Below are 13776 nucleotides of genomic sequence, written 5' to 3'. Positions count from 1 at the left end.
CCTCGTGACGATCGTGGTGGTCGGCCTGCCGGTGGTGGGTTCCGTCGTGACGATGATCGTGGTCCTCGGCGTGATGACCGGGGTGGTGGCAGTGGTGGTGGGTTCCGTCGCGATGACCGCCCCAGTGGTGGGTTCCGTCGCGATGACGATCGTGGTCCCCGTCGCGATGACCGGGGTGGTGGCAGTGGTGGTGGGTTCCGTCGCGATGACCGCCCCACCGGTACCGGTGGCGGTTTCCGTCGGGACGATCGCCCCAGTGGTGGGTTCCGTCGTGATGATGACCGTGGTCCTCGGCGTGATGATCGTCCGGCGTTCCGTCGTGATGACGACCGCGGCCCCCGTCGCGATGACCGTGGTGGTCGGCCTGCCGGTGGTGGGTTCCGTCGTGATGACGATCGTGGTCCTCGGCGTGATGACCGTGGTGGTGGCAGTGGCGGCGGTTTCCGTCGCGATGACCGCCCCAGTGGTGGGTTCCGTCGTGATGATGACCGTGGTCCTCGGCGTGATGACCGGCGTGATGATCGTCCGGCGTTCCGTCGTGATGACGACCGCGGTCCCCGTCGCGATGACCGGGGCGGCGGTGGTGGCGGTTTCCGTCGGGACGATCGGCGTGATGACCGGCGTGATGACCGGGGTGGTCGTTCCGGTGGGGGCGGCTATGGACGTCGTGACGACCGTGGTGGATACGGGCGTCGTGATGACGGCGGTGGCTATGGGCGTCGCGATGACCGTGACCGTCCTGATCGGGAGCCGATCAAGCGGCTGCCCATTCCCGAGGACGTCACTGGCGATGAGATCGACCAGGACGTGCGCCAGGAGCTGATGAGCCTGCCCAAGGGGCTGGCCGAAGAGGTCTCCAAGAACCTCGTCATGGTTGCCAAGCTGATCGACGAGGACTCAGAGCTCGCCTATGGGTATTCGAAGATCGCCCTGCGGCTGGCGTCCAGGGTGGCTGCGGTCCGTGAGGCCGCGGGCTTCGCCGCGTACGCCACGCAGAGGTACACGGAAGCGCTCGCCGAGTTCCGTGCGGCGCGACGGATGACCGGTGGCGTGGAGTTGTGGCCCGTGATGGCTGACTGCGAGCGCGGCCTGGGGCGTCCCGAGCGGGCGCTGGCGATGGCCGGTGAGGCCGAGGTCCAGAAGCTCGACAAGGCCGGGCAGGTGGAGATGCGCCTGGTCGCGGCCGGTGCTCGCCGTGACATGGATCAGCTTGAGGCCGCGATCGTCACCTTGCAGAGTCCTGAGCTGGCCTCCCACTCCGTACAGCCGTGGACCGCGCGACTGCGGTACGCGTATGCCGATGCGCTGCTGGCGGCCGGTCGTGAGGACGAGGCACGGGAGTGGTTCGCCAAGGCGCTGGAGGCCGACAAGGACGGCGTCACCGATGCGTCTGACCGGTTGGCGGAGATGGACGGTGTGGAGTTCGTCGACGCCATCGACGTGGACGATGCCATCGATGTGGACGTGGTCGAGGTGGTCCAGGTGGACCGTACCGACGGGTCTGACGTCCAGCGTCCCGTCGAGGTCGAGGAGACCTTGGCCGAGGAGGACGAGCAGAACGAGGAGGGCGACGAAGTTCCCGCGCCGGGCGTGGCGGACGACGTAGCCGATGACGTGGACGTCGCAGGCGAGGGCGACGAGCGCGCGTAGCACTGAACGGAGTACGGAGGGGCGGCACCTTGAGGTGCCGCCCCTCCGTCAGTTCTGGGTGAGGCGTCTGAGGACCAACCCCGTGGCCGGCTTCGGTCCGAACGATGTGGATTTGCGGGGCATCATGACGCCCTCGCGGGCCAGCTCCCGTACGACCTCCTCCGCTACCGGGTGCATCAGAACCGCGGTGCCCCGGTTGCGCTCTGCCTGGTCGACCGCGGCGGCGGTGTCATGGATGTAGGCGATGTGCTCGGGTGTGTCCGGGATGCTCCAGAGGTGGTCGAGGAGTGTGGAGTGCACGACGGTCGCGTCCAGCCGGCGCCAGGCGGTGGGGCGATCGTGGGGGATCGTCCGTGCGAGGAGTTCGGGGTCGGGGCGATCGACGAGGTGGAAGGTTCCGTCCCCCGCGAACAGGAACGCGTTTCCTTCCGTCGACGCCGAGGCCAGCGCTTCCAGTGCCTCGGGGAGCGGCACCGGGAGGTGTTGGACGCGGAACGAGCCGTCGAGTGCCGCCAGTGCCCGGCTGACCGGGAAGCGGTGCAGCAGTCGGTGGATCGCCCGCACCTGGAGGGGGTATCGGGCCATGTCGATCAGGAGGACCAGGCCGTAGCCCCACGGGCCGGGGTCGGAGCGTTCGGCGCGCAGGGTGAGGTAGGTCGCCCAGCGGTGGTGTCCGTCCGCGATGAGTGCCTGCCGTTCGGCGAGGTCGGCGTCGACGGCATGGAGATCCGCGGTGTCGGTCACCGACCAGAGCCGGTGGCTGAAGCCGTCTTCCGTGGTGGTGGCCAGCAGGGGCGCGCGTTGGACGGTCCGCTCGATGACGGCCGTTGCACCGGTCGCCGTTCCCGTACCGCGGTAGGTGAGGAGCAGCGGCTCCAGATTGGCCCCGGTGGCCCGCATCAGGGCGGCGCGGTCGGCAACGATGTCGGGCATCACGTCCTCGTGGGGCAGGACGGTCCCTTCCGAGGGTTCGGAGAGGGCGAGGGCACCGATGATGCCGCGTTGCAGGACATCGCCCCGGCGCTGCTCGTACACGTAGAGGGCGCGCTCGGGGTCCTGCGCGAGGATGCCTTCCGCTTCCCAGCGGGCGAGGGTTTCGGCTGCCTGGCGGTGGCGTTCCGCGGGGGTCGTGGCCTGCGGCAGGATCAGTCGGACGATGTTGTACGGGTCCGCGGATTCCAGGTGGTGGAGTCCATCGGGCCTGACGACGACGTCGTACGGGGGCGAGGTCACCGCCGCGAGTGAGCCGACCCGCTCGGGGACGTACCGCAAGCCGCGGAAGGGGAGCAGGCGCAGACCGTCGTTGGCCGCGGGACCTTCGCTGTTCATTCGTGCATCGTATGCGTGGAGTGTGATGAGCGATGATCGGGGGAGTGACGCCGATCGAGGGGCAGAGTCGAATGAGTCAGCGGAGCAGGATCAGCCCGAGTGGTAGGGCGACGGCGTTGAGTGATGCGTACGACACCGCTCTGTTGGACCTGGACGGTGTGGTGTACGCGGGCGGTGCGGCGATCGGGCACGCGGTGGACTCGCTCCTGGTGGCGCAGCGGGGTGGGATGCGGTTGGCGTACGTGACGAACAATGCGCTCCGTCCGCCCGATGCGGTCGCGGCGCATCTGAGGGAGTTGGGGTTGTCCGCGGATGCCGAGGACGTGATCAATTCGGCGCAGGCGGTGGCCCGGCTGATTTCCGAACAGGTGCCTGCCGGATCCCGGGTGCTGGTCATCGGCGGCGAAGGTCTGCGGGTCGCCCTGCGTGAGCGGGGACTGGAGCCGGTGGATTCGGCCGATGACGATCCGGCGGCGGTGGTTCAGGGGTACGGCGGGCCCGAACTGCCCTGGGGGCGGTTCGCGGAGGCGTGTTACGCGATTGCGCGGGGTGTGCCGTGGTTCGCGTCGAACACCGATCTCACGATTCCCAGCGGGCGGGGGATCGCTCCCGGCAACGGGGCCGCGGTCGAGGTGGTGCGGATCGCCACCGGGGCGGAGCCGCAGGTGGCGGGCAAGCCGTTGCCGCCGATGCACCGGGAGACGATCCTGCGGACGGGAGCGCGAAGGCCGTTGGTGGTCGGGGACCGACTGGACACCGACATCGAAGGCGCTTTCAACGGTGCAGTGGATTCCTTGCTGGTGCTGACGGGGGTGACGGACGCCGCACGGTTGCTGGTGGCGCGGCCCGAGCACCGGCCGACGTACGTGGACGCCGATCTGCGGGGACTGCTCACCGGTCAGCCCGACGTCGCGCCGGTCGGGGATGCCTTTGGCTGTGGAGGGTGGACGGCGGGCGTACGGGACGGAGAGTTGGTGCTGGACGGAGACGGTGAGGTCCTGGACGGTCTGCGGGCGCTGTGTGCGGCGGCATGGAGCACGGCCGGTGACGGCGTGTTCGACCAGGGGACGGCGAAGGCGTTGGCGCGTCTGGGGTTCTAGTCCCGACAGGGCTGCTGTACGGGCCCGTTGGGGGTCGTGTCGGGCCCGGGGGGATGAGGGCTTGACGGGCTGGTTCCGTCCGGCGGTCACCGTCCGGGCCGTGTCGTCCCCGCCGAGCGCCATCCGGATCGTGGTCGGGACGGGCGGTCGGCGGGACGCGAGGTGGAGGACGGTGGGAGGGCCGGCAGGGCCCTTCGCTCAGGCAGTGAGCTTCTTCGACCGGCTGATGGCGGCGGCGAGTTGTTCCAGGACGGGGGCGAAACCGGCGTAGCTGTAACGTTCCTCCATGGACCAGGCAACCGTCTGGCCGGCCTTGATCGCGGGAAGCTTGGCCCAGGTCGGCTTCTTGAGCAGCCCGGCTGCGGGCATGGCGCTGGAGCGGTTGTCGATCATGATGAGATCGGCGTGGTACTTGTCGGCGTTCTCCCAGCTGAGGAACTCCCAGAAGCCCCACTCGTCGCTCTTCTTGCCCTCGATGATCTCCACTCCGAGGTCCTTGAAGTAGTTGAGGTCGCAGTAGGAGTCAGGGACGGCCGTGTACATCTGCTGGTTGTCGCCGCTCATGGCGAGGACCTTGAGCCCGGGATTGGCGGCTGCCGCCTTGCGCACCGCGGCCTCCGCCGCCTTGAACCGCGCCTTGTCCTTGACGACCTGCTCGGCCTTGAGATCGGCGCCGAGTGCCGTGGCCAACTCCTCGTACCGGCGCAGTGGTTCGAGCAGGGACTTGTGGGCGCCTGCGATGCCGATCGAGGGCGCGAGGGACTCGATCTTCTTCGCGCTCTCCTCGGGCACGTACCAGAGGGCGGGCGGCGGGAACATGTTGCTGATCAGCAGGTCGGGCTGGAGCGACGTGTACCTCTCGATGCTGAACTCGCCCCAAGCCTCGCCGAGGCTGGTCAGCTTGGCGACGTCGAGGTTCCCGGCCTGGGGGTTGGGCTTGCCGTTCACCGGCTTGCTCGGGCCGAAGACGCCCTTGCACTGGACTCCGTAGTCGTGGAGGGCGGCGGCGGTGCTGATGTAGGCGACGACGTTGGTGGGTTTCTTGTCGGCCTTGACGACCTTGCCGCGGTCGTCCTTGAAGGTCCAGGAGCCGCCCCCCTTGGGAGCGGACGACTTCTCACCTTCTCCGCAGGCGGTGAGGAGGGCGCCGATGCCCAGCGCGCCGGCGGAGGCGAGGAGACGGCGACGGGACATGGGCGAGTTATGCATGGGTCGACTTTCGGTGGGGATGTCAGCGGGGATGTCAGCAAGCGGGCAGATTGATTGAGAGGGTAGGCTAACCTAACCTTGTGTTGGTCGACAGTCCCCCCGGCGCCGTCAAGCAGACGGCCGCGCCCGAACCCCGAAAACGCCATGCCGTGCGCGCTGTAGGGCTGCTCGCAGCCGTGGGCGTGCTGGTTCTGGTCTGTCTCGCGAGTGTCGCCGTCGGCGCGAAACCGATTCCGCTCGCCGATGTGTGGGACGGTCTTTTCGACCGCACGGGTGGCGAACACGGAGTGCTCATCCGCGAAGTCCGCGTGCCCCGGACGCTCTTGGGGCTGATCGTGGGCATGGCGCTCGGGCTCGCCGGAGCGGTCATGCAGGCACTCACGCGCAACCCCCTGGCCGAGCCCGGACTCCTCGGTGTCAATGCGGGGGCGTCCGCGGCGGTCGTCTCCGCCATCAGCTTCCTCGGCGTGACCTCGTTCACCGGGTACGTGTGGTTCGCCTTCGTCGGGGCCGCCGTGGTCTCGGTGATCGTCTACGTCCTCGGCGGCAGTCGCAGCGCCACACCGGTGCGGCTCGCCCTCGCCGGGACCGCGGCGACCGCCGCCCTCTACGGCTATGTCAATGCGGTGCAACTCCTGGACTCGGCCGCGCTCGATCGACTCCGGTTCTGGACGGTCGGTTCGCTCGCCTCCGCCGACATGGAAATCCTCGGCAAGGTGCTGCCGTTCATCGGCATCGGCGCCCTGCTCGCGCTCGGACTCGCCCGCTCGCTGAACGCGATGGAGTTGGGCGACGACACCGCCCGCTCGCTCGGCGCCCACCTCGGACGCACCCGCGCTGTCGCCATGCTGAGCGTCACCCTGCTGTGCGGAGCGGCGACCGCCGCCTGTGGGCCCATCATCTTCGTCGGACTGATGATCCCGCACCTCGTCCGCGCCCTCACCGGCCCGGACATGCGCTGGGTGCTGCCGTACGCAGCCGTCCTCGCTCCCGTACTGCTGCTGGGAGCCGATGTGATCGGACGGGTCGTCACCCGACCCGGAGAGCTCCAGGTCGGCATCGTCACCGCGGTGATCGGCGGTCCGGTCTTCATCCAACTCGTCCGTCGCAAGAAGCTGGCCCAGCTATGAGCAAGGTGACAGCGGTGCCCGCCGCGGAAACAACGGGCGAGCCGCTTCGGACCACGCGTTCGGTGAAGGCCGTGCGCACCGCAGGCGGCCTCTCCGTACGGGCCGACCCGCGGGCGATCCTGGTCGTCGTGGTGTTGCTGGCCGCGGCCCTCGGAGCGGGCGTGGTCCTGATCGGCAGCGGGGACTTCCCGATCTCGGCCGCCGATGTGATCGCCACGCTGTTGGGCAACGGCTCGGCGGCCCACGAGTTCATCATCATGGACCTCAGACTGCCCCGGGTCATCGTCGGGCTCCTCGTCGGAGCCTGTCTGGCCCTCAGCGGCACGATCTTCCAGTCCCTCTCCCGCAATCCGCTGGGCAGCCCCGACGTCATCGGGTTCGGTCAGGGATCCGCCGTCGGCGCGCTCGTCGTGATCGTCCTCTTCCAGGGCAGTGCCGTCGCGGTGGCCGGTGGAGCGATCGTCGGCGGTCTGGCCACCGGAGCCGTGATCTATCTGCTCGCGTGGAAGCGCGGGGTCCACGGATACCGGCTGGTCCTCGTCGGCATCGGCGCCGCCGCCGTCCTGACCGCCGTCAACCAGTACCTCCTCACCAAGGCGACGCTGGTCGACGCGGCCCGCGCGGTGTTGTGGATCACCGGTTCGCTCGACGGGCGCGACTGGGAGCAGGTCTGGCCGCTGTTGGTGTCGACGCTCGTCCTGGTGCCACTGGTCGCGGTGTACGCGCGTCCCCTGCGGATGCTGGCGATGGGCGACGACGCCGCATACGCCCTCGGTGTTCCGGTGGAACGCGCCCGGCTCGTCCTCATGGGGTCGGGCGTCCTGCTGATGGCGTTCGCCACCTCCGCCGCCGGCCCCATCGCCTTCGTCGCCCTCAGCGCACCCCAACTCGCCCGGAGACTGACCCGCTCCCCGGGGCCGAACCTCGCCGCGGCCGCGGCGATGGGTGCCGCCCTGCTGCTGGTCGCCGACCTGGTCGCGACCTCGGCCTTCGGTGACCGGCAACTCCCCGTGGGTGTGGTGACGGCGGTTCTGGGCGGCTGCTATCTGTTGTGGCTGCTGGTCGCCGAACGTCGGGCGGGACGCGTATGAGCCCCGTAGACCCCGGCAGGCCCGCCCGTATCACGCACCGTCGATCCAGGAGTACCACCATGCAGCGCCTCACCGCGGAATCCGTCACCCTCGGCTATGACCAGCGGATCATCGCCGAGAACCTGTCGGTCGACATACCGGACAACTCCTTCACCGTGATCGTCGGGCCGAACGCCTGCGGCAAGTCCACCCTGCTCCGCGCGCTCTCCCGGATGCTCAAGCCCACCCAGGGCCGGGTGCTGCTGGACGGGCAGGTCATCCACTCCATGCCGGCGAAGAAGGTGGCCAAGACGCTGGGATTGCTCCCCCAGTCCTCGATCGCACCCGACGGCATCACCGTCGCCGACCTCGTCGCCCGCGGTCGCTACCCCCACCAGGGGCTCCTTCGCCAGTGGTCGCCGGAGGACGAACGCATCGTCCAGGAGTCGATGGAGGCCACCGGCGTCGGCGAACTGGCCGATCGGTACGTCGACGAACTCTCCGGCGGCCAGCGCCAGCGCGTGTGGATCGCCATGGCCCTCGCCCAGCAGACCCCGCTGCTGCTCCTGGACGAGCCCACGACCTTCCTCGATATCCAGCACCAACTCGAAGTGCTCGACCTGTGCGCCGAACTCCACGAGAACCAGGGCCGCACGCTCGTCGCCGTACTCCACGACCTCAACCAGGCGGCCCGGTACGCCACCCACCTCATCGCCCTGCACAACGGCGAGGTGGTCGCCGAGGGCGCACCGTCGGACGTGGTGACCGCCGACTTGGTGGAGACCGTGTTCCAGGTGAAGAGCCAGGTCATCGAGGACCCCGAGTCCGGTACGCCCCTGGTGGTGCCGGTTGCCCGCAGGCGTGCCACCGTGAAATCGCTCTGAGATGACCCGGCCCCAGGCCCTCGAAGACGCTGTCCCGCAGGGCTAGAGCAGGGTCCGCAGCCGCAGCAGATCGCGGAACCCGGCCTCCAGGGACACCCGCCCCGAAGCCCATGCCTTCGCGAAGTTGAGCCGACCGTCGACCAGCGCCACGAGGTCGTCCCCCGTCATCGCCAATCGGATCTGGGCCTTGTCGCGCGGCGGCCCCGCCAGTGTGTCCGTCACCTCGATCCGGCCGTCCTGGAGGCGGCCGACGAACGTGGTGTCCAAATCCCTGATGTGGCAGCTGAGCGAGCGGTCGAGCGCAGCCGCCCCCCGGGCGCTGCTGTCGTCGTCCGCCTGCGCGAGGTTGTCACTGAGTCTTTTGAGCGCGCTGCGGCACTCTTCCGTCGTCGCCATCAGGAGCGACGGTACCGCAGGGCTTCGCGGTAGCGTCTGGGCATGAGCGACTTGATCCCCGGCCCGGGGGACCGCCCGCCCCCGGTGCCCACCGCGACCGCGGCAGGAGCCGGCACGGGGTCGGCCACCGACGGACTGCTCGCCGATGCACCGCTGGCCGCCGGGAGCGACCGACAGACGTCACCGACCGCCCCCACCGAGAACGGACCCGGTGACCCGGCCGCACCCGCCCCGCTCGGAGTGCCCCGCGCCCCCACCGGCAACACCGCAGTGGACGCGGTCCTGGAGCGGTTGGCCGATGCCGACCACCTCCCGGCCGAGGGACATCTCGCGGTGTACGAGGATGTACACCGCGGTCTACGGGACACACTGACCGCACTCGACGCACCGCAACCGGGCCCCTCGGCGCCCGGACCGCAGTCACCCCCGTACGACCACAGGAGCTGAACCGCACGTGGCAGGAGTCGCCCGCCGCCGTCTCGACGCCGAATTGGTGCGCCGCAAACTCGCGCGCTCACGCGAGCACGCCAGCCAGTTGATCGCCGCGGGACGGGTCACCGTCGGCGGCAACACCGCGACCAAACCCGCCACCCAGGTCGAGACCAGTGCGGCCGTCGTGGTGACCGACGACGGCAGCGACCCCGATTACGTCTCCCGGGGCGGGCACAAACTGGCTGGGGCCCTCGCGGCGTTCGTGCCCGAGGGGCTGGAGGTCGAAGGCCGCCGCGCGCTGGACGCCGGAGCGTCGACCGGAGGCTTCACCGATGTGCTGCTGCGCGCGGGCGCGGCCCATGTGGTGGCCGTCGACGTCGGGTACGGACAACTCGCCTGGTCGCTCCAGAGCGATGAACGCGTCACGGTCAAGGACCGGACGAACGTGCGCGAACTGACCCTGGACGCGATCGACGACACCGCGGTGGACCTGGTCGTCGGCGATCTGTCGTTCATCCCCCTCGGACTCGTCCTGCCCGCCCTGGTCCGTTGCACCGCCCCGGGCGCCGACCTCGTCCTGATGGTCAAGCCCCAATTCGAGGTGGGCAAGGAACGGCTCGGCAGCGGCGGAGTCGTGCGCAGCCCCGAACTCCGCAAGGAAACCGTGCTCGCCGTCGCCGGCCGGGCCGCCGAACTGGGTCTCGGTGTGCTCGGAGTCACCGCCAGTCCACTGCCCGGACCCTCCGGAAACGTCGAATACTTTCTCTGGCTCCGGGCGGGCGCGCCCAGCGTCAATCCGGCCGATGTCGATCGTGCCGTGGCGGAAGGACCTCGTTGACCACACCAGCAGCAACCACCCAACGCACCGTTTTCCTGCTCGCACACACGGGGCGCCCCGCCGCCATCCGCAGCGCCGAACTCGTCGTCGAAGGTCTGCTGCGCAATGGCCTGAGCGTGCGGGTGCTCGCCGCGGAGGCCGCCGACCTACCGCTGCCCGCGGCCGTCGAGACGGTCCCCACCGCCACGCCCGACGCCCTGGACGGTTGTGAACTGCTCATCGTCCTCGGCGGCGACGGCACCCTCCTGCGCGGCGCCGAGTTCGCCCGGGCCTCCGGGGTTCCCATGCTCGGCGTCAACCTGGGCCGGGTCGGCTTCCTCGCCGAAGCCGAACGGGACGATCTCGACCAGGTCGTCGACCGCGTGGTCAGCAGGGCGTACGAGGTCGAGGAGCGGATGACCGTCGACGTCGTCGTACACCGCAACGGCGACATAGTGCACCGTGACTGGGCGCTCAACGAAGCGGCCGTACAGAAGGTGTCCCCGGACCGGATCCTGGAAGTCGTGCTGGAGATCGACGGCCGCCCGGTGACCGCCTTCGGTTGCGACGGGATCGTGTGCGCCACTCCGACCGGCTCGACGGCCTACGCCTTCTCCGCGGGCGGCCCGGTGGTCTGGCCCGAGGTGGAGGCCCTGTTGATGGTTCCCATCAGCGCCCATGCACTCTTCGCCAAACCGCTGGTCACCTCGCCCGCCTCGGTCCTCGCGGTAGAGGTGCAGCCCCACACTCCGCACGGGGTGCTCTGGTGCGACGGACGCCGCACCGTGGAACTGCCGCCGGGCGCGCGGGTCGAGGTGCGTCGCGGGGCCGTGCCCGTACGACTGGCCCGCCTCCACCACGCGTCGTTCACGGACCGTCTGGTGGCCAAGTTCGCGCTGCCCGTCTCCGGTTGGCGCGGCGCACCTCCCGTTCACTAGCGCGCTGCCTCACCGGGTGAGGAGCACACCGACGACGACCACGGAGAACACCGTGAGCACCGCGCCGAAGACCGTCAGCGCCGCCGTCCACCCGGCATGGCTGACCGTCCTGCCACAGGCGGCCAGGGCCGGGTTCTCCGGGTCGTACGTCACGTCCACCGCGCCCCGGATGGCCTGCTCGTCGTCAGACGGTGCATGGACGGACACCACCGAACGGATGTCCTGGAACGGAGTGCCGTCGACCGTGGTGAAGGCGAGCAGCGGGTAGCTCTGACGGCTGTCCTTGTGCTTGCGCACCGCTTGACCGGTCATTCGCCCCGGCACCGTCAATCCGCGTCGCCGCAGCACGCGCGCCGGACGGATGCGATGGCGCACGGAGTTCACCAGGACCCCCGTTCCCAACGGCATCGTCCAGGCCACCACGAGGAGGAGTCCCGAAAGCATGGCCGCGGGCGCCCGCGACACCAGCCCCACGACGACCAGAACGGCGAGCCAACCGGTCACGAGCGCCGCCGACCACCGTTGCGTCGCCGTGAACCGGGCCGGACGGCGAGGGAGCGCCTCCCGGGTCACCAGCGCATGTCCGTCATCGGCGGGTTCACGCTCCGCGAGGGCACGTCGCAGCCCTCTGCTGAACACTTCCGCCGCGTAAGGGTCCGATGACGGGATCGAAACCGGCGCGGCGAGTCCGTGGTCCGCTTCCCGGCCGTGACCGGTCAGGGTGATCGACACCTGCGAACCTTCCTTCGTCAGGCGTACGGAATCGATCGCCTGGAGCGGCACCGTCCACCGCGTTCGTTCCCGCTCGATCCACAGCCGCTCCCCGTCAAAGCGCGCGGTACTGCCCGGGGAGGTCACGATCAGTTCGGCTGACGGCCTGCTCGACATACACCGGAGCGTAATCGGGGCATATGGGGACGCGCCAGAGGGCTGGCGTGACCTGCGCACGGCGTTCGCGGCCGACGATCCCCTCGGCTGGGGTGGGTCCGCGTCGCGCCCTCGGGACGAAACCTCGTATGGTCGTGTCCGTGTTGGAGGAGATGAGGATACGGTCGCTCGGGGTCATCGACGACGCTGTCGTCGAGCTGTCGCCCGGCTTTACCGCGGTGACCGGTGAGACAGGCGCGGGCAAGACCATGGTCGTCACCAGCCTCGGGCTGTTGCTCGGCGGACGGGCCGACCCCGCTCTCGTGCGGCTCGGGGCCAAGTCGGCGGTCGTCGAGGGACGCCTCGGGGTGCGCCCCGGCGGGCCCGCGGCACTGCGCGCGGAGGAAGCCGGCGCCGAACTCGACGACGGCACCCTCCTCATCAGCCGGACCGTGTCCGCAGAGGGCCGTTCCCGCGCACACATCGGCGGTCGCTCCGTGCCCATGGGCGTCCTGGCCGAACTCGCCGACGAACTCGTCGCCGTCCACGGCCAGACCGATCAACAGGGACTGCTGCGCCCGACCCGGCAGCGCGAGGCGCTCGACCGGTACGCGGGCGGCGCGGTCACCGGACCCCTCGCCCGATACTCCACCGCCTACCGCCGGCTGCGCGCCCTATCCGCCCAACTCGACGAACTGACCACCCGGGCCCGTGAGCGGGCCCAGGAAGCCGATCTCCTGCGCTTCGGACTGGACGAGATCGCCGCGGTCGAACCGCGTGCCGGCGAGGACCGCGAACTCGCCACCGAGGCCGAACGGCTCGGCCACGCCGAAGCGCTCGCCTCGGCGGCGACCGTCGCGCACACCGCACTCGTGGGCAACCCCGAGGATCCCGAAGGCGTCGACGCCACCACCCTCGTCGCCGGTGCCGGGCGCGCCCTGGACGCCGTGCGCTCCCACGATCCGGCCCTCGCCGGGCTCGCCGAGCGGATGGGCGAGATCTCGATCCTGCTCAGCGACGTCGCGGGCGAACTCGCCGGGTACGCCGACCGGCTGGACGCCGATCCACGACGGCTGGCCGCCGTGGAGGAGCGTCGGGCCGCACTGACCGCGCTCACCCGCAAGTACGGCGAGAGCATCGATCGCGTTCTGGCCTGGGCCGAGGAGGGCGCGATCCGGCTCACGGAGCTCGACGGCGACGACGACCGGATCGGCGAGCTCACCGCCGAACGGGATCTGCTGCGCGCCGAACTCTCCGGTCTCGCACAGGCGTTGACCGACGCCCGCACCAAGGCCGCCGCCACCTTCGCCGACGCCGTCACGGCCGAACTGTCGTCGCTGGCCATGCCCCACGCCCGGGTCTCCTTCGCGATCCGGCAGAGCGAAGCCGCCGACGGCATCGACGTGAGCGGTCGTACGGTGGCATACGGGCCGCATGGCGCGGACGAGGTCGAACTGCTGCTCGCGCCCCACCCCGGTGCGCCGCCGCGGCCCATCGCCAAGGGGGCGTCCGGCGGCGAACTGTCGCGCGTCATGCTCGCCGTCGAGGTCGTCTTCGCCGGGACCGTTCCCGTACCGACCTATCTCTTCGACGAGGTCGACGCCGGTGTCGGCGGCAAGGCGGCGGTCGAAATCGGTCGACGGCTGGCCAAGCTCGCCAAGACGGCACAGGTCGTCGTGGTCACCCATCTGCCGCAGGTCGCGGCCTTCGCGGACCGTCAACTCCTGGTGGAGAAGACCCACGACGGTTCCGTCACCCGCAGCGGGGTGACCGTCCTCGAAGGGGAGGACCGGGTCCGTGAACTCTCCCGGATGCTCGCCGGACAGGAGGACTCCCAGACCGCCCGGGCGCACGCGGAGGAACTGTTGGCGGCGGCCCGCGGCGAGTCATAGGCGTCGCCGTTCACCCATGTGAGTGATCCCGTACCTGCGAAGCCGCACTCCGCGTACAGAGA

At 70.0% G+C, this 13776-nt stretch carries 13 protein-coding genes and 1 pseudogene; 10 read left to right on the top strand and 4 right to left on the bottom strand.

The annotated features are described in order from the left end of the window. Nucleotides 1-823 (top strand): annotated as a pseudogene (locus tag ABZ348_RS25065) (hypothetical protein); the annotation flags it as partial. Next, nucleotides 823-1650 (top strand): hypothetical protein, encoded by an 828-nt coding sequence (locus tag ABZ348_RS25060; RefSeq protein WP_358936647.1) that lies wholly within the window; start codon nucleotides 823-825, stop codon nucleotides 1648-1650. The pseudogene ABZ348_RS25065 and the gene ABZ348_RS25060, both read left to right, overlap by 1 nt. A 48-nt stretch (nucleotides 1651-1698) precedes the next feature. Here the strand turns inward: ABZ348_RS25060 and ABZ348_RS25055 are convergent, their stop codons facing one another. After that, on the bottom strand, nucleotides 1699-2979 hold the full coding sequence (locus tag ABZ348_RS25055) for a DUF1015 domain-containing protein (RefSeq protein WP_358936645.1): 1281 nt from the start codon (nucleotides 2977-2979) through the stop codon (nucleotides 1699-1701). A gap of 71 nt (nucleotides 2980-3050) precedes the next feature. Here ABZ348_RS25055 and ABZ348_RS25050 point away from each other — a divergent pair, with 71 nt between their 5' ends. Then, nucleotides 3051-4079, top strand: coding sequence for an HAD hydrolase-like protein (locus ABZ348_RS25050; RefSeq protein WP_358936643.1), 1029 nt, complete (start codon nucleotides 3051-3053; stop codon nucleotides 4077-4079). 198 nt (nucleotides 4080-4277) lie between these two features. On the opposite strand, the gene ABZ348_RS25045 is transcribed toward ABZ348_RS25050, so the two are convergent. Continuing rightward, nucleotides 4278-5288 carry an ABC transporter substrate-binding protein gene (locus tag ABZ348_RS25045; protein WP_358936641.1) on the bottom strand — a complete coding sequence of 337 codons (1011 nt, stop codon included), beginning with the start codon at nucleotides 5286-5288 and terminating at the stop codon, nucleotides 4278-4280. A gap of 83 nt (nucleotides 5289-5371) precedes the next feature. Here ABZ348_RS25045 and ABZ348_RS25040 point away from each other — a divergent pair, with 83 nt between their 5' ends. Genes ABZ348_RS25040 through ABZ348_RS25030 form a run of 3 tightly spaced genes read left to right on the top strand, consistent with a single transcriptional unit; the run spans nucleotide 5372 to nucleotide 8372 of the window. Further along, nucleotides 5372-6418: an iron chelate uptake ABC transporter family permease subunit gene (locus tag ABZ348_RS25040; RefSeq protein ID WP_358936665.1), complete on the top strand. Its 1047-nt coding sequence runs from the start codon at nucleotides 5372-5374 to the stop codon at nucleotides 6416-6418. Further along, complete coding sequence (locus ABZ348_RS25035; RefSeq protein WP_358936639.1) at nucleotides 6415-7509, top strand: iron chelate uptake ABC transporter family permease subunit; 1095 nt, start codon at nucleotides 6415-6417, stop codon at nucleotides 7507-7509. The genes ABZ348_RS25040 and ABZ348_RS25035 overlap by 4 nt, the downstream gene beginning before the upstream one ends. A gap of 59 nt (nucleotides 7510-7568) precedes the next feature. Then, entirely contained in the window at nucleotides 7569-8372 is an 804-nt protein-coding gene (locus tag ABZ348_RS25030) for an ABC transporter ATP-binding protein (protein WP_358936637.1), read from the top strand. 42 nt (nucleotides 8373-8414) lie between these two features. On the opposite strand, the gene ABZ348_RS25025 is transcribed toward ABZ348_RS25030, so the two are convergent. Continuing rightward, nucleotides 8415-8768, bottom strand: coding sequence for an SCP2 sterol-binding domain-containing protein (locus tag ABZ348_RS25025; RefSeq protein ID WP_358936635.1), 354 nt, complete (start codon nucleotides 8766-8768; stop codon nucleotides 8415-8417). A gap of 42 nt (nucleotides 8769-8810) precedes the next feature. Here ABZ348_RS25025 and ABZ348_RS25020 point away from each other — a divergent pair, with 42 nt between their 5' ends. Genes ABZ348_RS25020 through ABZ348_RS25010 form a run of 3 tightly spaced genes read left to right on the top strand, consistent with a single transcriptional unit; the run spans nucleotide 8811 to nucleotide 10955 of the window. After that, complete coding sequence (locus tag ABZ348_RS25020) at nucleotides 8811-9215, top strand: hypothetical protein (RefSeq protein ID WP_358936633.1); 405 nt, start codon at nucleotides 8811-8813, stop codon at nucleotides 9213-9215. A gap of 7 nt (nucleotides 9216-9222) precedes the next feature. Next, nucleotides 9223-10038 (top strand): TlyA family RNA methyltransferase, encoded by an 816-nt coding sequence (locus ABZ348_RS25015; RefSeq protein ID WP_358936631.1) that lies wholly within the window; start codon nucleotides 9223-9225, stop codon nucleotides 10036-10038. Continuing rightward, complete coding sequence (locus tag ABZ348_RS25010; protein ID WP_358936629.1) at nucleotides 10035-10955, top strand: NAD kinase; 921 nt, start codon at nucleotides 10035-10037, stop codon at nucleotides 10953-10955. Before ABZ348_RS25015 ends, ABZ348_RS25010 begins: the two co-directional genes overlap by 4 nt. Nucleotides 10956-10964: 9 nt before the next feature. Here ABZ348_RS25010 and ABZ348_RS25005 read toward each other — a convergent pair whose 3' ends face one another. Then, on the bottom strand, nucleotides 10965-11843 hold the full coding sequence (locus ABZ348_RS25005; protein ID WP_358936627.1) for a hypothetical protein: 879 nt from the start codon (nucleotides 11841-11843) through the stop codon (nucleotides 10965-10967). 128 nt (nucleotides 11844-11971) lie between these two features. On the opposite strand from ABZ348_RS25005, the gene recN reads away from it, so the two are divergent. Then, complete coding sequence (gene recN / locus ABZ348_RS25000) at nucleotides 11972-13714, top strand: DNA repair protein RecN (RefSeq protein WP_358936625.1); 1743 nt, start codon at nucleotides 11972-11974, stop codon at nucleotides 13712-13714. Nucleotides 13715-13776: the final 62 nt, after the last annotated feature.

Source organism: Streptomyces sp. NPDC005963 (assembly GCF_040638655.1).
Taxonomy (GTDB): domain Bacteria; phylum Actinomycetota; class Actinomycetes; order Streptomycetales; family Streptomycetaceae; genus Streptomyces.
The sequence above is the reverse complement of the archived record's forward strand: the minus strand, read 5'-3'. Positions and strand labels throughout refer to the sequence as shown.